General features: G+C 39.9%; 13 protein-coding genes. 10 read left to right on the forward strand and 3 right to left on the reverse strand.

Features of this window, described 5'->3' with window-relative positions; translation table 11 throughout:
- The 3 genes from TOL2_RS13325 to TOL2_RS13340 all read right to left on the reverse strand — a co-directional run bounded on the left by TOL2_RS13325 (window position 1) and on the right by TOL2_RS13340 (window position 1,503).
- The gene (locus TOL2_RS13325) at window positions 1-333 is read right to left on the reverse strand and encodes a histidine triad nucleotide-binding protein (RefSeq protein ID WP_014957949.1); all 333 of its coding nucleotides are present in this window, start codon (window positions 331-333) and stop codon (window positions 1-3) included.
- A gap of 213 nt (window positions 334-546) precedes the next feature.
- Complete coding sequence (locus TOL2_RS13335; RefSeq protein WP_014957950.1) at window positions 547-1,269, reverse strand: HesA/MoeB/ThiF family protein; 723 nt, start codon at window positions 1,267-1,269, stop codon at window positions 547-549.
- Between the two features lie 3 nt (window positions 1,270-1,272).
- A complete protein-coding gene (locus tag TOL2_RS13340; protein WP_014957951.1) occupies window positions 1,273-1,503 on the reverse strand; it encodes a MoaD/ThiS family protein in 231 nt (76 codons plus the stop codon).
- A gap of 103 nt (window positions 1,504-1,606) precedes the next feature.
- Between TOL2_RS13340 and TOL2_RS13345 the strand changes: the two genes are divergently transcribed.
- From TOL2_RS13345 to TOL2_RS13390, 10 genes are all read left to right on the forward strand, one after another.
- Entirely contained in the window at window positions 1,607-2,149 is a 543-nt protein-coding gene (locus TOL2_RS13345) for a hypothetical protein (RefSeq protein ID WP_014957952.1), read from the forward strand.
- Window positions 2,150-2,264: 115 nt separating this feature from the next.
- On the forward strand, window positions 2,265-4,145 hold the full coding sequence (locus tag TOL2_RS13350; protein WP_014957953.1) for a methyl-accepting chemotaxis protein: 1,881 nt from the start codon (window positions 2,265-2,267) through the stop codon (window positions 4,143-4,145).
- 58 nt (window positions 4,146-4,203) lie between these two features.
- Window positions 4,204-4,860: a rhomboid family intramembrane serine protease gene (locus tag TOL2_RS13355; protein ID WP_232507939.1), complete on the forward strand. Its 657-nt coding sequence runs from the start codon at window positions 4,204-4,206 to the stop codon at window positions 4,858-4,860.
- 436 nt (window positions 4,861-5,296) lie between these two features.
- Entirely contained in the window at window positions 5,297-7,126 is a 1,830-nt protein-coding gene (locus TOL2_RS13360; RefSeq protein WP_014957955.1) for a methyl-accepting chemotaxis protein, read from the forward strand.
- 254 nt (window positions 7,127-7,380) lie between these two features.
- The gene (locus tag TOL2_RS13365) at window positions 7,381-11,814 is read left to right on the forward strand and encodes a beta-ketoacyl synthase N-terminal-like domain-containing protein (protein WP_014957956.1); all 4,434 of its coding nucleotides are present in this window, start codon (window positions 7,381-7,383) and stop codon (window positions 11,812-11,814) included.
- Window positions 11,815-11,936: 122 nt separating this feature from the next.
- Window positions 11,937-13,217 carry a 4Fe-4S dicluster domain-containing protein gene (locus TOL2_RS13370; RefSeq protein ID WP_014957957.1) on the forward strand — a complete coding sequence of 427 codons (1,281 nt, stop codon included), beginning with the start codon at window positions 11,937-11,939 and terminating at the stop codon, window positions 13,215-13,217.
- A gap of 214 nt (window positions 13,218-13,431) precedes the next feature.
- Window positions 13,432-14,484, forward strand: a complete 1,053-nt coding sequence (locus TOL2_RS13375; RefSeq protein WP_014957958.1) for a 3-oxoacyl-ACP synthase III — start codon at window positions 13,432-13,434, stop codon at window positions 14,482-14,484.
- A complete protein-coding gene (locus tag TOL2_RS13380) occupies window positions 14,478-15,392 on the forward strand; it encodes an alpha/beta fold hydrolase (RefSeq protein ID WP_014957959.1) in 915 nt (304 codons plus the stop codon). Before TOL2_RS13375 ends, TOL2_RS13380 begins: the two co-directional genes overlap by 7 nt.
- Window positions 15,393-15,455: 63 nt before the next feature.
- Complete coding sequence (locus TOL2_RS13385) at window positions 15,456-16,118, forward strand: hypothetical protein (protein ID WP_014957960.1); 663 nt, start codon at window positions 15,456-15,458, stop codon at window positions 16,116-16,118.
- Window positions 16,115-17,764 (forward strand): fatty acid CoA ligase family protein, encoded by a 1,650-nt coding sequence (locus TOL2_RS13390; protein WP_014957961.1) that lies wholly within the window; start codon window positions 16,115-16,117, stop codon window positions 17,762-17,764. Before TOL2_RS13385 ends, TOL2_RS13390 begins: the two co-directional genes overlap by 4 nt.
- Window positions 17,765-17,793: the final 29 nt, after the last annotated feature.

Genomic DNA, 17,793 nt, shown 5'->3' on the forward strand with positions numbered 1-17,793 from the left:
TTATCTTTTCCATCCGCCAATCAGGTGAAGATGAAGATGAAATATTTCCTGGCCGCCCCCTTTTTCAACATTAAATAGCAATTTATACCCTGATTCATTGATGCCCTGATCTTTTGCCATGTCTTTGGCAATCATGAAAAGACCGGAAATAATTAGTTCGTCAGCCTTTTGCAGGTCATTAATGCTTCTGATATGCTTTTTAGGAACTATGAGCAGATGAACCGGGGCTGCGGGATTGATATCTTTGAAAACAACAAAATCATCATCTTCATATAAAAATTCACTGGGAACTTCCCGGTTGATAATTTTACAAAAAAGGCAGTCTCTTGACATTAAACACTCCTCTGACAATTATAATTTATAAATTTCTTCTATCAATTTTTCTTCTTTAATCAATTTTTTATGGCACGTTGCCTTTTCCTCAAAAAAAATATCCAAAAAAAACGATATAAGGCTATGCACCGTTTGGAGAATAAAATGAATTGTGCCGCCTTGGAATACATAAAAGATTTCTCCTTTATGATTATCATGCATGAGTAAAAAAAATCAGACCAATTCCATGACCTCAAAAGTATTGGTCCATAATTCTGCGATCAGCAGTTTATTGCGCAACAAGTCCCCACGGTCCAGGAGTATTTTTACACACTCAGATGACTGAAGGGCTGCCACAAAAAGTGCGCAATAGGCCATATTGCCGGTTCTTAATTCAACCCCTTTTGATTGTTCCCGGCTTTTTTTGCCATATATCAACTCATATCCCATATCTTCCGGAAAAATAGTTGTTATCTGGCCTGCTACCCCGGCAATAGCACCGGACACAATTGGAACAGATGCTTTTTTTGCCGCATCCTGCAACTTGAATCTGGTATCAATGGAATCCAGGCAGTCCATTACCACATCCGACTCTTTTATTGTTTCATACAGGTTGGATTCATCCACATATTCCACCCTATGAGTTACAATCACCTCGGAATTAACAGCGTTTACACGGGCTTTGGCTGCCTCGGCTTTGGGAATCCCTATCAAATGCTCTTCACTTAATAATTGACGGTTCAAATTGCTGACTTCAAACGAATCCCCGTCAATCAGTGTCAGATGCCCCACCCCCACTCTTGCAAGCATCTCGCAGACACCACCGCCAAGACCGCCTAAACCGATCACAACGACTTTTGAGTTACCCAGCTTTGTTTGTTCCTCACGGGTGAGGGTATTAAAATTTCTATCGTACCGTCCTTTAATGTTTGAACTTACCTTGTTTGAACTTACCATGGTCTATCCGCCTCCAACCGGAGGAAAAAGCCCAACCCGGTCATTATGTTTCAATTGGTAGTTAAGATCCTGCCGTTTTCCGTTAATAAAAATTAATTTCACAAAATCCAAAGGAATACCAAGGTCGAAAATTAACTTTTCCACACTTGTATTTTCAAAAATTTCAAAGCATTCACTGTTTTCAGGAAGATATTTGGACAAGGTAACAAACAAATTGAGGTGTATTTTTATCATTATAAGTATTTACACTTCTACCTTCTACTGTTATTAAGATGTAACATTTTATGACATAAGTTAAGTATTTTGTACATAAATTATAATAATAAATAAAAGAATCATGAAATTGGAAAAAAAAGAAATACTTACCATACAAAAACTGGCCCAAAACCTGGCAACATTTGCCATTGACAGAACAGATCTCAAAGAACTTTTAGCGGCCATACCTGAAAACAGCCGTTCAAACCTGACTGCAATAGAATATGAACTTCAGCTTTTAAAAATCCTGAGTGTGGGCTGGGCCATTTCCTTTTTTATGCCGGGCAACGATAAAAACAAAGGCCCTTTAACAGAACTGTTCTGGGGATATATCAGGGAAATATCCGGTAATATCTCAACCCTTACACAAACAACAACCAGCCAAAGCATTGATTATTTTGAAATCTTAAAAACTCGGCTGAATACCTATCTGAAAATGATGCAGGACAACCCTGAGGAAGCCCAGAATCCTGTCAATATAATGGGGCCTGCCTTTGCCAACGCCTGTAAATGTGACAATGATCCCATTGCCATTTTAACCGGCACTAAAATGTTTACCCTGACCCTGGGTGCAGTAAAAGAGTATTTAAACGCTGTAAAAATTGATGATATAAAATTGAACTGATGATCTTTTTAAAAATTATTTGGTACTTTTCAGTACCTTTAAAAGTGCGGAATTTGATAAAAGTGCGGAATTTGAAAATACCGTATAACATTTAACTAAAGAAAGGATATATAAAATGAGTTTCAATATCTTAAAAAACAAAACCTTAAAAACCAAATTGTTTTTTCCAAATATCCTTTATATATTTTTGGCAGGCACAATTTTATTCTTTTTTTTCAATTCCAACTCCTTGATTCAAAATCTGTCAAAAGAGCAAAAAATATCAAACCAGCTATCAGATGATATTCTCAATACGGCTTTGGATATAAAAGGTTATATAAATAAAGACATCAATTTTGATGATCTTGAAAAAGAATACAAAACCCTTTTAGGTGAAATCACAAATTCAAAAGTTGCTGAAAATTTCCAGAAAATATGGGAAAATGTAGTAACTTTCCAAAGCCTTAGAAAAACCAACCTTGAAATAGAAAAAGAGGTATTTAATCTGGCTGACAACTCCATTAAACGTTCCAATGAATTTATCGATGTCACAAGCCGTAAGCTTGCAGATAAAAATCAGCGTTCTCAGATAACAACGCTTGAAAGGCTTGTTCTCAAAGGCGCAAACACCAACACTTCGTCAAATTATCAACTCGAAGTTTTGTTTGGTCGATTAAAAGAAGATTTAAATGTCAAAGGAAGCATCCTGCAGTTTTTGGAAACATTAATAAAAAATATTGGTAATGATGTAAAAAACCTTGAAGGAACCCCTTTTGAACAGTCCGTCCGGATGGCTCAAAAAGCCGACTTCAAAATCAAAGAACTTATCTTGGCATATATCAGTAATGTAGAAAAAACCAAGCAGATTCAAACTGTTATTTTTGATGAGATTGATAAAAACATTGATGAAATAAACCAATTGGCAATGTCCTCCAATGAAAAATTTTTCAGCCAGGTAAAAACCTATTTTCGTTACATACTTATTATCATGCTGGTCACATCATTTTTAGGAATTTTTATCAGTTTTGTTACAGCCCGGTCCCTTTCCGAATGGCTTAACAGAATTGCCATCGGACTCAGTAATGTTTCAGAACAGGTTGCCTCATCTTCAAAAGAAGTTTCCACGCTCAGCCAGTTTTTAGCTGAAGCTTCTTCCGAGCAGGCGGCATCAATTGAAGAAACATCCTCGTCAATGGAAATAATGTCTTCCATGACAAAGCAAAATGCTGAAAATTCAAGCCATGCAAATGGTCTTATGAAAGATGCCAAAAAAGTGGTAACCGAAGCCAATGAATCAATGGGAAAGCTGACCGTGTCAATGGATGATATTTCAAAGGCCAGTGAAGAAACTTCTAAAATCATAAAAACCATTGATGAAATCGCTTTCCAGACCAATCTTCTGGCGCTCAATGCTGCTGTTGAAGCAGCCAGGGCAGGTGAAGCAGGCGCAGGATTTGCCGTTGTTGCCGATGAAGTAAGAAACCTTGCCATGCGAGCTGCGGATGCTGCAAAAAACACTGCCCTTTTGATTGAAAGTACTGTAAATAAAATCAATGACGGATCTGATCTTGTTTCAACAACCAATAAAGCATTCAGCAAAGTCGCCCAAAGTACGGTAAAGGTAGGAGAGCTTGTTGCAGAGATATCCGAAGCATCTCAAGAACAATCCGAAGGAATCGGACAGATAAATATCGCCATTGCTGAAATGGACAAAGTGGTACAGCAAAATTCTGAAAATTCTGAAAATTCTGCTGCTGCATCCGAAGAAACAGAAATTCAGGTTGCCAAGATGCGGTCTATAGTAAATGAACTGACTTCACTTATTTCAGGGGGGAATGGCGATGAAACCAATCGGGTGCCATCCACAGACAGTCGTTTATATAGATCGACAAATAAAAGCAAAAACACATTTATAGCACCTGAAAAAAAGATGGCCATCCCCCAAAAAAATGAAATCAGACCGAATCAGGTGATCCCATTTGATGAAAATGAGGAGGATAATTTTCAAGACTTTTAGTAACAGGGTTTTCACACCGGCACTTGTCCTGAAAACAATGATATGTGTCAATGTGATCATGTTTATAATCAGTCTGATTTATAGCGGGAAAAACATAGATCTGACCCTTAATCCGTTTTATGTTTTAACCCCGTCAATGGACGTATTAAATTTTTTAGGGGCTTCCGGCAGGCTTCCCATTGTTAAATTTGAGGCATGGTGGTCTTTGATTACGGCCAACTGGCTTCACGGCGGACTTCTCCATATTCTGTTCAACATGCTGGCACTCAAAACAGTAGCGCCCCTGGTAATGTATGAATATGGTGTGTGTCGAATGTTTACCATTTATACCCTAACAGGAATTGCAGGTTTTTTATTGTCCTATATCGGCAATGTTTACCTGACCATAGGAGCCTCATCCGGTCTTTGCGGACTTATTGGAGCTGCACTTTATTTTGGGAAATCACGGGGCGGACAATGGGGACAACTTGTGTACAAACAGACCTCTGGCTGGGTACTCAGTCTTGTTCTCATCGGTTTTCTAATGCCCAATATTAACAACTGGGGCCATGCCGGAGGATTGATCAGTGGTGTCTTTTTGGGCTGGGTGCTGGGATACAACGATAAAAGAAAAGAAAATCTGTTGGATAAGTCTCTTGCTGTTTTGTTTGTGTGTATCACGACATGGCTTTTGGCAAGATCCGTCATAAGAGGCTTTATTCTCATTTTTACCTGATAACTCAAAATCCAATCCCCCCCCCGAAACTAATCTGCCTAATACCTGTAATCAAGCATTTAATTTTTCAGGTTAAACTTTAATCAAATTCGAATTCCTCAACCCTGTCAAGACATTAAATTTCAAACTGATTCCTTAAAATCAGACATATTCTGCAAAAAATATTCATGTTGTATAATTTTTAATTAATGCATTGTGAAGCAGATAAAATTAGTATAAGAGTATATGATGAAAATTCTTCCAAAACGGATGAATCAAATGCACACAATGCATATTAACATACTGAAATAACAACAGTAATATTAACACAAAGCAGCTTTTTTTTTCATACCAGTGGGTATTTTTTTAGATGATTAATTTGTATGATCTATAATTTTTTATAAAAAAACTGTTAGACTTCAGCACATAACATCTAAAGCAGGAAAGGAGACTCAAGATGCATTTTCAGTATAAAAATCAAACCTTAAAAACCAAGCTTTTTTTCCCCAACATCCTTTACCTCATATTGATAGGCACAATTTTATTCTTTTTTTTCAATTCCAATTCCTTGATTCAAGATCTGTCAAAAGAGCAGAAAATATCAAACCGCCTGTCAAACGATATCCTAAATACCGCCTTGAATATAAAAGGGTATATAAATAAAGAAATCAATTTTAACGATCTAGAAAAAGAATACAATGCTCTTTTGGGTGAGATTAAAATTTCAACCCTTACTGAAAATTTCCAAAAAATCTGGGAGAATGTAGAAACTTTCCAGGTTTTAAGAGAAATCAATTTTAAAATCGAAGAAGAGGTTTATAGGCTGGCTGATACCTCCATTAAAAATTCCAATGCGTATATTGATACCACAAGCAAGAAGCTTGCAGATATAACAACCCGTTCTCAGATAACGACACTTGAGAGGCTTGTCATAAGAGGCGCAAACATTAATACGTCTTCAAATTATCAAATCAAGGTGCTTTTTAACCGGTTAAAAGAAAATTTAAACGTCAAGGAAAAAATTCTGTCATTTCTGGAAACTTTGATAAAAAATGTTTCCCAAGATGCTAAAAACCTTGCAGGAACTCCTTTTGAGAATATGGCTATTACGGCTAAAAACGCCAATCTCAAAACAAAAGAGCTTGTTCTGGAATACATTAATAATGTTGAAAAGACATACCAGATTCAAACAGCTATTTTTAATGAGATTGACAAGAATATTGATGAAATAAACAAACTTTCTATGTCCTCCAATGAAAAATTTTTCAGCCAGGTAAAAACTTATTTTAACTACATCCTTATTATCTTACTTGTTACAACATTTTTAGGAATATTTATCAGTGTATTTACAGCCCGTTCTCTTTCCGAATGGCTGAACAAAATAGCCGTTGGACTTGGTCATGTTTCAGAGCAGGTTGCCTCATCTTCAAACCAAGTGTCTATACTCAACCAGCTATTGGCAGAAGCGTCTTCCGAGCAGGCGGCATCAATTGAAGAGACCTCCTCATCCATGGAAATAATGTCTTCCATGACAAAGAAAAATGCTGAAAATTCAAGTCATGCAAACGGTCTTATGAAAGATACCAATGAAGTGGTAACCGAAGCCAATGAATCAATGGTAAAGCTGACCGTGTCAATGGATGATATTTCAAAGGCCAGTGAAGAAACTTCTAAAATCATAAAAACCATTGATGAAATCGCTTTCCAGACCAATCTTCTGGCGCTCAATGCTGCTGTTGAAGCAGCCAGGGCAGGTGAAGCAGGCGCAGGATTTGCCGTTGTTGCAGATGAAGTAAGAAACCTTGCCATGCGAGCTGCAGATGCTGCGAAAAACACTGCCCTGTTGATTGAAAGTACTGTAAATAAAATCAATGACGGATCGGATCTTGTTTCAATAACCAATGAAGCATTCAGCAAAGTTGCCCAAAATACTGTAAAGGTAGGAGAGCTTGTTGCAGAGATATCCGAAGCCTCTAAAGAGCAATCCGAAGGAATAGAACAGGCAAATATCGCCATTGCTGAAATGGACAAAGTGGTACAGCAAAATTCTGAAAATTCTGAAAATTCTGCTGCTGCATCTGAAGAAACAGAAACTCAGATATCCAAAATGAGGTCTATAGTAAATGAACTGGTCTTTCTGGTTTCAGGAAGGAATAGTAATGAAAACAACCGAGTTAATACGCATAGTCATCATATTCAAGCAATGGGCAAAAACAAAAAAACGGAACTCATAACTGAAAATAATCTTATTCTTCCCTCAAAAAATAAAATCATTCAAATCAAATGATCCCGTTTTATGAGGATAAGAATCTCGGACTCTCTGGGCTGGGCCGATTTGAACCGGATTAGGCAGTCTTTAAGATCGCTTTTGTGATGCCCTTATATTAACAACCTTTACATACGAAGGCCCATACAGAGTGTCAATACCTGATAAATTGATCAGCAGTATCTTTTTTGTTCTGAATACCGGAATATAATATTTTACACAAGTTTTACACTGATTCCTTGAAATCAGCTGTGTTCTGCATTATATGAGCCAATATGAAAAATCAGATAAAAAAAAAAATCAATAAAACAGCAGTTGTGGGAATGGCCGGGGTATTTCCCCAGGCACTGGATACCCGGCAGTTTCTTGACAATATCGTCCATAAAAAAAATTCAATTATCCGTGTGCCGGATCATCGATGGATAGGGTCTGTCAACGAGTTTATCTCCAACCGGACACTTGTGGACAAAGCAGTATCTGATAAAGCAGGCCTGATTGAAGATTTTCAATTTGATCCACATGGCTTTTTGATAGAAAAAGATCTGTTATCCCAACTTGACCCCTTGCACCAACTGGTATTGCATGCAGGACGAGAGGCTTTTTCACACTGTTTTCATACAAAAGAAGACAAAAAAAGAACCGGTGTTATTCTGGCTGCTATTGCACTTCCCACAGATGCATCTTCCATGGTTTCCCGGCAGATCCTGTGCAACAAAGAGGTAAAAAAGCCAGGGCCAAATGATTTTTCAAATGCAGCTGTGGTCTCTTTTCCTGCCGCAGTTCTGGCAAGGGCCATGGGATTTGAAGGCGGAAGCTTTACCCTTGATGCTGCATGCGCATCATCTTTATACTCTATTAAACTTGCCTGTGAACACCTTCATTTAAAAAAAGCGGACATCATGGTGGCCGGGGGAGTTTCCAGGCCTGATTCCCTGTACACCCAGATCGGATTTTCACAGCTTCAGGCATTGTCCCCCTCAGGCAGGTGTTCGCCCTTTGACAAAGCTGCTGACGGTCTTGTTGTAGGAGAAGGAACAGGCATTGTGGTTTTAAAACGTCTGGAAGATGCCATTGAATGCAAGGATAAGATTTATGCGGTCATCACAGGTGCCGGGGTATCCAATGATATTGAAGGAACCCTTGTGGGCCCGGCCTCGGAAGGCCAGGTTCGCGCAATGATCCAGGCATATGAACAGGCATCCTGGTCGCCTGACGACATCCAGTACATGGAATGCCATGGTTCCGGCACCCCTGTGGGGGATCAGGTGGAGCTTACCAGCATTCACTCATTGCTCAAGGCATTTGACTGCCCTGACAAACATCTTTCAATAGGATCAGTCAAATCAATGACCGGCCATCTGTTGACCGCAGCAGGCGCAACCGGATTTATCAAAACCGTTCTTTCTATGAACGAGGGGATCTTACCGCCCTCATTAAATTATTCCGGTCCTTCATCCAACAGCATTTTAAACAACAGCCATATCAAGGTTCAAACCAATGTTGAACAATGGCTTCCCAATCCCGGCAATTCAACAAGAAAAGCCGGGATCAGCGCTTTTGGTTTCGGCGGAATCAATGCCCATCTGCTGGTTGAAGAATTTATTGCTCCCTCAACCCATTCCTCAGCCCATTACGGCTCAACCCATTACAGCGCATCCAATATCAAACAAACAAAAACCTTAAAAACGATTCCCTGTGCCATCGTCGGCATGGAAACCATTGCGCGCGAATGCTCTTCCCTGTCCGAATTCAAGGATCTTATCCTGGACAGAACATGTATAAAGCCCGGACTTCCAGGGTCAAGGTGGAGAAGAACAGGGTACGGGGCACTTAAGGAAATTAAGGAAAAACCGGGATTTTATATTGATCATCTGTCAACCAGGGTGGGAGAATTCCATATCCCCCCCAATCAAATGACAGATATCCTTCCTCAGCACATTTTTCTTCTTAAAGCCGTCAAAGGAGCCCTGGAAGATGCAAAAATAACTCCAAGGCCATTGCCTGACGATGCTCCAAGACACCATATGGGTTGTGCCATTGGAATTGAATTTGATTATGGCGCCACGGATTTTCATCTTCGATGGAAAATCAATCATCTTCAGGAAGCATTGAAAGACAAAATTTCTCCTCCATTGACATTTAACCGCACACTGGGAGCCCTTGGCGGAATTGTGGCATCCCGCGTGGCAAGAGAATTCAAGCTGGGAGGTCCGTGTTTCACCCTGTCTGCCGGAGCAGCTTCCGGCATCAAGGCTATTGAAACTGCGGTTCATTCCCTGAGCGCATGGGAGACAGAACTGTTTATCTGTGGTTGTGTGGACCTTGCAGGAGATATCCGGCAATTTGCCCTCAATGCCGGGGCAAAAGAGCATTCTGAGGCTATCCTGCCGTCTGAAGGGGCTGCAGCAATTGTTTTAAAGCGACTTGACCAGGCAATTGAAGACGGTGACAGGATTTATGGAATTATAACAGGTGTGGCAGGAGCCGGCAGTGATGTCATCCCGGGCGAAAAATGCCCTGATCCGAATATTTCAGAAACCCTGTATGCCCGATCCCTTGAAACTGCACTCAAAGATGCAAAAACAAATTTTCAAGACATCGACCTGTATGAAGCATGTGCCTCCGGTATAAAAGACAATGACACAACCGAAACCCGTGTGCTAAACCGTCTTTGTTTAAAAGACACAGACCAACCCCATTGTCATGTCACTGCAACATCACCCGTCATAGGCAATACCCGGGGGGCATCCGCCTTATTCTCCGTTATCAAAACAGCATTGTGCCTCAATCACAGGATAATGCCTTCGAATAAAGCAATGCAGGCCTGTTTTGAACAACTTGAAAAAAACCGGTTTTGCTTCACAGACACGCCAATCAAATGGAACAAGCAGGACAAAAAGACACCTTTAAAGGCCTGTGCAGCATCCATGACACTGGACGGGGCCTGCGCCCATGTGATCCTTGAAGAACACATGCCAAAGAATAAAAGCTTGCAAGATATTTCTTTTTTAGATGAATCCGAAGATGAATCTGACAAGGTGACTGATAACAATATGAAACCCAAAAAAGAACTGATCCTGAAAACCAATCCAAAGCACATTTCAGAAGAAACCATTTTAAAAATCAACCAACACCTTGGGACAAATGAAAAAAAGATCACTGATAATGAAAACAAGGTTAGTGATATGAAACAGCAACAGCTCAGAACAGATGAGGCCATTTTTGATCAAACTCACCTTGATCAAACGCATTTTGACCCGATGCAACTTGATCCGGCCCTGATTGCCGACAGCACTCTTGCCACGTCCCGTGCCCATGAAAAATTCCTTGAATTTTCAAAAGAAAACATGGTGGTTCTTGAAAAACAATTTGAAACTATGACCCGACTTGCCGGCAGCGTGATACACGAGACAAAAACTCTTTTACCGCTGGAAAGGCCGGACCCAGCACCTGAAAGTTCCGAATCTGATAAGGTTTTTGAATCACCATCACCGGCAGGTGCGCCTTCCCCCTTTCTGGACAGAGATCAATGCCTTGAGTATGCCGTGGGAAAAGCCGGAAATGTGCTTGGAAAAAAATTTGAAATCATAGACACTTATCCTGTCAGGGTAAGACTGCCTGCCGAACCATTAATGCTGGTGGACAGGATCATGGATATCCAGGGAGAAATGCTTTCTTTAACATCGGGTAAAATAATTACCCAGCATGATGTAAAAGAAAACGCCTGGTATCTGGATGGCGGTAAAGCCCCTGTATCCATTTCCATTGAAGCAGGCCAGGCAGACCTGTTTTTATGCGCATGGATGGGCATTGACCATGTGGTAAAAGGCACCCGGAAATACAGGCTTTTAGATGCCAAAGTCACTTTTCACCGGACATTGCCGGAACCCGGAGAAACCATTGAGTATCACATTGAAATCGACCGTTTTTTAAAGCAAGGGGATGTATACCTGTTCTTTTTCCATTATAAGGGCTATGTTAACGACCAATTGCTCATTTCCATGAAAGACGGGTGTGCCGGATTTTTTACAGAACAAGAGGTTGAAAATTCAGGCGGTATTATTCTTAAGTCCGAAGAGTTGAAACAGATAAAATCCCATTCAAAATTTTCTTCCCTGGTTCCGGTTGAAAAAGAAAGTTTTTCCGATGAAAGAATAGAGGCTTTAAGATCCGGCAACCTTGGGGATGCATTTGGAAAAAATTTTGCCCTCAAATCTCTTGGTAAAAACTTAAAACTTCCCGGCAAACGGATGCATCTTATTGACAGGGTTCTTGAATTTGATCCTTGTGGCGGGCGGTTCGGGCTTGGCTCCATAATTGCCCAGGCCGATATCCACCCGGACAACTGGTTTTTAACCTGTCATTTTATTGATGACAGGGTCATGCCGGGCACCCTTATGTATGAATGCTGCGCCCATGCCTTGAGGATCTTTACCCAGAGAATGGGCTGGATAAGCGACCGGGATGATGTGTTTTATGATGTTATCCCAGACAATGAAAGTGATTTAAAATGCCGGGGCCCTGTGACACCGGACACCAAAAAAGCCAGGTATGAAATAGAAATAAAACAGATGGGATATGCCCCGGAACCTTATGTAATAGCTGATGCTCATATGTTTTCCGATGATTTGAGAATAGTGCTGTACAAAAACATGGGACTTAAGCTTGCCGGTCTGACAAAAAGTGAGTTAAAATCTTTTTGGAGGTAATAACGACCATAGCAGATCAGCCTGCCACAACAAAAAATGAAAGACTTTTAATTTCAACAGGTTAGAAATTATTTCATATAAACCAATAGGGTCATCCGTTAAACATTTGGATAACAGCTAAAATGGCTCATCATGTAAATAAAAAAATCTATGGCAATTTAATTGACAGGATCAATCGACTTCCGCAGGGAGCCAATCCTTCTCAATTGTTATATCAAATATTAGAAATTCTTTTCACAAAAGAAGAGGCTCAATTAATATCCTTATTGCCAATAAAACCCTTCTCAGTTCAAAAAGCCTCCCAAATCTGGAAAATGAATCTTTGTAAGACACAAATAAAATTAGATAAATTGTGTGACAAAGCCCTTCTTATTGATATCGAACAAAACGGCAAATCCGTTTATGTTTTACCCCCGCCAATGGCTGGTTTTTTTGAATTTTCAATGATGCGGATTCGAAAAGACATTGATCAGAAACTATTAAGCGAGCTGTTTTATCAATATTTGAATGTTGAAAAAGATTTTGTAAAAAATCTTTTTACTCAGGGAGAAACACAGCTGGGGCGTGTTTTTGTTCATGAACCGGCTTTGTCTTCTGAGGTATCATTACAAGTGCTGGATTATGAGCGTGCGTCAAAAGTCATAAAAAATGCAACTCACAGAGCTGTCAGTATGTGCTATTGCCGACATAAAATGCACCATATTGGAAAAGCATGCAATAACCCGATAGATATTTGCATGACTTTTAATATTTCCGCTGCATCTTTAATAAAGCACAAAAATGCACGCAGTGTTGATGTTGAAGAATGTATGGATCTGTTACAACAAGCTTATGATCACAAGCTTGTTCAATTCGGCGATAATGTAAGAGAGCAGGTGAATTTTATTTGCAATTGCTGCGGATGCTGCTGTGAGGCATTGCTTGCTGCCAAACGATTTGCCATATTCAACCCTGTTCACACAACAAATTTTATCCCTGAAATTGATGATCAAAGCTGTAATGGATGCAAAAAATGCGTAAATATCTGTCCGGTTGAAGCATTGCATTTGATTCCAAAAGATATTAGTGGAAACAAACAAAAAAATATTGCAACATTAAATGCGAATCTGTGTCTCGGATGCGGCATTTGTATCCGGTCATGCCCAAACAACGCCTTGAAATTGAGACACAGAGAGACAAAGATTCTAACCCCTTTGGATTCAATGCATAGAGTTGTAGTGATGGCAATTGAACGAGGCACATTACAAGATTTTATTTTTGACAACCGTGTGTTATTCAGCCACAGGGCAATGGCTGCTGTTTTAGGTGTTTTTTTTAAACTTCCTTTAATCAAAAGAATCCTGGCCAACCGGCAACTAAAATCCAGATACCTTGAAAAGTTAACAAAACGTATAAAATATTAATCAGTTTGGATTTAACAAACCCTTACTTAAAACTACCTTTGCCAAATTCAAAACGAATTCTCAACCCATAATCTGAGACGATTTGTGATTTTATCACAGACATCAAACACAATAGTTGCAAGCATCTGGTTTAGTATTTGGTTTTTTTTGATTCTTTATAGAAAATATTGTATGTTACCCTGATCAATTAAAATAACATTTATTTAGGCTAACAATGAAGTATTCAAAAGTATATATCAGTTCAATAGAATATGAACTCGCCCCGAATATCATCACATCCATTGATATTGAGGAACAGCTGAAACCTTTTTATGACGCTATGGGATTTAACGTTGGGCAGCTTGAGGCTCTCACAGGAATAAAAGAGAGAAGATTATGGGATAAAGAGCAAACCCTTGCACAAGCAAGTTCCAAAGCAGGACAAAAAACAATAGATGAATCCGGTATCAGCCCTGAAGATATTGAAGCGCTCGTTTTCTGCGGGGTCTGCAAAGACGGGTTTGAACCTGCAACATCCTGTGCAATAGCAGACAAATTGAAAATCAGCAAAAATGCGCAGATTTATGATGTATCAAATGCATGCTTAGGAGTTATTACAGGTATTGTTCAGGTTGCAAATCAAATAGAACTGGGACAGATTAAAGCCGGTTTAATAGTATCGGCTGAAACTTCAAGGCAAATAATAGAATCCACAATAAAAGAAATAAACAAAAAAAAAGATCTGCAATTTTACAAAGAAACCGTTGCAACCATGACCGGCGGATCAGGTGCTGTTGCTGTTCTGCTTACAGACGGATCTTTTGATAACGCAGGCTTGCGGCAACATGCGATTAAAGGCGGAATTGTCAAAAATGCCATTGAGCATCATAATCTTTGTTATTGGGGATTTTCTCAAAAAGATATGCCGACTGACGCTAAGATTATCATGAGAACTATTGGAGATGCCGTCCTTGATCATGGTCTGAAATTGGCTGTTGAAACTTTTAAAGCGTTTAATGATAAATTAAAAATTTCTCCACATGATATTGATAAGGTTATTGGTCATCAGATCACGTCTTATCATCATCAGGCATTTTATAAGGCACTTAATATTGATAGAACAAAAGACTTTGCAACCTATCCGTATCTTGGAAATATTGGCACTGTATCGCTTCCCATCACCGCTGCCATTGCAGACGAGAGAGGTTTTTTAAAAGAAGGCGATTTTGTAGCTTTTATTGGAATCGGCAGCGGTATTAACTGTTTCATATTAGGTGTTGAATGGTAAAAAAACAAATTAACAATACACTGACCTCCACCAAAGGCTTTGAAGATCTTTACCCCTTTGATTCCAATTTTATTAACATCAACGGGCATGATCTTCATTATATTGACAAGGGAAAAGGAAAGCCCGTACTGATGGTTCACGGCAATCCCACATGGTCGTTTTACTACCGGCACCTGATCAAAACCCTTTCAAAAAACTTTAGAACCATTGCACCTGATCATATCGGATGCGGATTTTCAGATAAACCTGGTAGCAAAACATATGACTACACCCTTGAATCAAGGGTAAAAGATCTTGATGCTCTGGTCAACCAATTGAACATCAATGAAAAAATCAGCCTGGTTGTTCATGACTGGGGCGGCATGATCGGCCTTGCCTGGGCCATTGATCATCCGGATAAAATTGATAAGATTGTTATTACCAACACGTCGGGATTTTTCCTGCCAAAAGAAAAACAATTTCCTTTCCTGTTATGGCTGATCAAATATATCAGAGCTTTTGCCGTTCCAGCCGTACTCGGGCTTAATGCGTTTGCAAAAGGGGCCCTGTATCTTGGCAGTGAAACAAGATTATCAGAAAAGGTTAAAAAAGGACTTGTTGAACCGTATAATTCCTGGAAAAACCGGATAGCCACCTTGAAATTTGTCCAGGACATCCCTATAACCCAAAAAGACAAAAGCTACGCCATTGTGAATCATGTGGATCAGAACCTTAAACATCTGGATGAATCCAGCCTGATGTTTTTATGGGGAGCAAAGGATTTTGTTTTTGACCTGACTTTTTTCAATGAATTCAAAACAAGGTTTCCAAAAGCGGCTTCCCATGTTTTTCATGATGCAGGTCATTACCTGTTTGAAGACAAGCCTGAAGAAACAAGTCACCTGATCAAGGCTTTTTTAAACCAATAAGCCAAACAAATAAGATAGTTATTTGTTTTGACATTTAACTGAGGCCCGGGGTAAAAAGCAAATATGCTAGGATTTAAAAAAAAGAGACAAGACCAAGACAAGCCTGAAGCTGACAGCCAAGAAACTTCAATTCAAACGCTGCCAAAAAAAAAGAACAAAGCCGGATCAAAAAAAAAGATGGTTATTATCCTGTTTTTTCTTGTTGCGCTTGGCGCTGCTTCATATACCGCATATGATCTTTATCTTGCACCCAAAGACCCCAAAGTCTATCAAAAGATCGAATTAAAGCACCTTGATCTTCCCGAAGAAATGGTCAGGTTCAGTTTTGATTATCTTCCTGATCTCTATGTCGCCATGGTATCCTTTAATAAAGAGATGGATTTATTTGATCAAAAGATTACAAAAATCAATGACATTGCCCAAAAATATCCTGAACAAAAAAAGATTGCAGACAAAGAAAAAAAAAACTGGGAAAAAGCAAAAAACACACTTCAAAAAGCCTTTATAAAAATTGAAAAACCCGTTAAAGAAACCTATGTACTGTTTTGTGTAAATAAAGAACAGGGTCTGGCCCAAATTAAAGAAAAAGACAGAGAATTAATAGAACTTGCCCGGAATGCGTTAACACCTGCAAAGGAACTGACCAAGAGCATAAAACCGGAAGAAACAGTTCCTCAGGGATTTATTAAAGCAAACATTTACAAACTAAAAAAGAAATTCTTATGACATCCTATTCAAACATTTCACTTGGTCTAAAACAAACCTGTGAAAAATATCCCTACAAACGAGCAATTGTTTATCCTTCAGGCAGAGACAGGAACGGCAGGGTTTTATACAGCCAGATGACGTTTTCCCAGCTTGACAGGCAATCGGACAAACTTGCCTTCGGCCTTGAAGAAATCGGCATTACCAGGGGAACCAGAACCATTTTAATGGTGCCGCCGGGTATGGAATTTTTTATAATCGTATTTGCCATGTTCAAAGTGGGGGCAATACCCGTTGTCGTTGATCCAGGAATGGGGATCGGCCGAATGCTTCAATGCCTTCAGCAGGGGAGACCCAAAGCCTTTATCGGCATAGAAAAAGCCCATTTGTTACGAAAACTGAAACCCGGTTTCTTTACATCTGTAAAACACTGGGTTACGGTGGGCAAACGATGGTTCTGGGGTGGATATACCCTTGACCAGCTCATGGCGCAGACCGATGATCCTTACCCCATAGCACAAACAACCCGTGATGAAGCCGCTGCCATTGTTTTTACAACAGGATCAACCGGCCCTGCCAAAGGTGTTGTCTATACCCATGGAAACTTTGAGGCCCAGATAAAACAGATACGGGAACACTTTCAGATTGAACCCGATGAAATCGATCTGCCGACGTTTCCGTTGTTTGCTCTTTTTGATCCGGTACTTGGCATGACAGCTGTTATTCCTGATATGGATCCTACCAAACCGGCTCTTGTTGACCCTGCAAAAATCATAGAAGCCGTTGAAAACCAAGGGATCACAAATATGTTTGCCTCCCCTGCTCTCTTGAACAGGGTGGGCAAATTCGGCAAGGAAAACCATATCAAACTGCCGTCTTTAAGGCGTGTGGTATCTGCAGGCGCTCCGGTGACGCCCGCCAACATAGAACAATTTTCCACCCTGCTGTTTGACCATGCGCAAATCCATACTCCCTATGGCGCAACCGAATCCGTACCAATCATATCCATCGGGTCCAATGAAATCCTTTCTGAAACCAAAAAACTTTCCGAACAGGGATTTGGCATGTGCATTGGCAGGCCCATTTGCGACACCCGGGTTGAAATAATTAAAATCAGTGACAATCCCATCACCCAATTCCATGATAATCTTAAGATGCCTGAAAACCAGGTTGGAGAAATAACGGTAACAGCAGACCTTGTAACGGAAAACTATTTTAATAATCATGAAGCAGACCTGCTGGCCAAGATCCCTGATCCGAACGGCAAGATATGGCACCGAATGGGGGATCTTGGATGGAAGGATTCAAAAGGAAGAATATGGTTTTGCGGAAGAAAAAACCACAGAGTTGTCACCAGAGATGAAACTCTGTTCACTATCCCTGTGGAAGCCATTTTCAACAACCATGAAAACGTGTTCAGAAGCGCACTTGCAGGTGCGGGTCCGAAACACATGCAGATACCGGTTATTTTTATAGAGCCCTGTACAAAACCAGAAGATAAAAACGCCTTTATCAATGAACTGCTGGAAATTGCAAAATCAAATCCTTTAACACAAATGATTGAGCATATTTTTATTGAAAAAGCCTTTCCTGTGGATATCCGGCACAACTCAAAGATATTCAGGGAGAAACTTGCCGTTAAAGCAACTAAAAAACTGAATTTATGACAGCACGCTAACCTTTGCCGGAGCGTATT

The sequence above is a fragment of the Desulfobacula toluolica Tol2 genome (assembly GCF_000307105.1).
Taxonomy (GTDB): Bacteria; Desulfobacterota; Desulfobacteria; order Desulfobacterales; family Desulfobacteraceae; genus Desulfobacula; species Desulfobacula toluolica.

What these genes read in the sequence shown, in the direction of transcription:
- TOL2_RS13325 (WP_014957949.1), bottom strand. Translation starts at nt 333, where the DNA reads ATGTCAAGAGACTGCCTTTTTTGTAAAATTATCAACCGGGAAGTTCCC.
- TOL2_RS13335 (WP_014957950.1), bottom strand. Translation starts at nt 1,269, where the DNA reads ATGGTAAGTTCAAACAAGGTAAGTTCAAACATTAAAGGACGGTACGAT.
- TOL2_RS13340 (WP_014957951.1), bottom strand. Translation starts at nt 1,503, where the DNA reads ATGATAAAAATACACCTCAATTTGTTTGTTACCTTGTCCAAATATCTT.
- TOL2_RS13345 (WP_014957952.1), top strand. Translation starts at nt 1,607, where the DNA reads ATGAAATTGGAAAAAAAAGAAATACTTACCATACAAAAACTGGCCCAA.
- TOL2_RS13350 (WP_014957953.1), top strand. Translation starts at nt 2,265, where the DNA reads ATGAGTTTCAATATCTTAAAAAACAAAACCTTAAAAACCAAATTGTTT.
- TOL2_RS13355 (WP_232507939.1), top strand. Translation starts at nt 4,204, where the DNA reads ATGTTTATAATCAGTCTGATTTATAGCGGGAAAAACATAGATCTGACC.
- TOL2_RS13360 (WP_014957955.1), top strand. Translation starts at nt 5,297, where the DNA reads ATGCATTTTCAGTATAAAAATCAAACCTTAAAAACCAAGCTTTTTTTC.
- TOL2_RS13365 (WP_014957956.1), top strand. Translation starts at nt 7,381, where the DNA reads ATGAAAAATCAGATAAAAAAAAAAATCAATAAAACAGCAGTTGTGGGA.
- TOL2_RS13370 (WP_014957957.1), top strand. Translation starts at nt 11,937, where the DNA reads ATGGCTCATCATGTAAATAAAAAAATCTATGGCAATTTAATTGACAGG.
- TOL2_RS13375 (WP_014957958.1), top strand. Translation starts at nt 13,432, where the DNA reads ATGAAGTATTCAAAAGTATATATCAGTTCAATAGAATATGAACTCGCC.
- TOL2_RS13380 (WP_014957959.1), top strand. Translation starts at nt 14,478, where the DNA reads ATGGTAAAAAAACAAATTAACAATACACTGACCTCCACCAAAGGCTTT.
- TOL2_RS13385 (WP_014957960.1), top strand. Translation starts at nt 15,456, where the DNA reads ATGCTAGGATTTAAAAAAAAGAGACAAGACCAAGACAAGCCTGAAGCT.
- TOL2_RS13390 (WP_014957961.1), top strand. Translation starts at nt 16,115, where the DNA reads ATGACATCCTATTCAAACATTTCACTTGGTCTAAAACAAACCTGTGAA.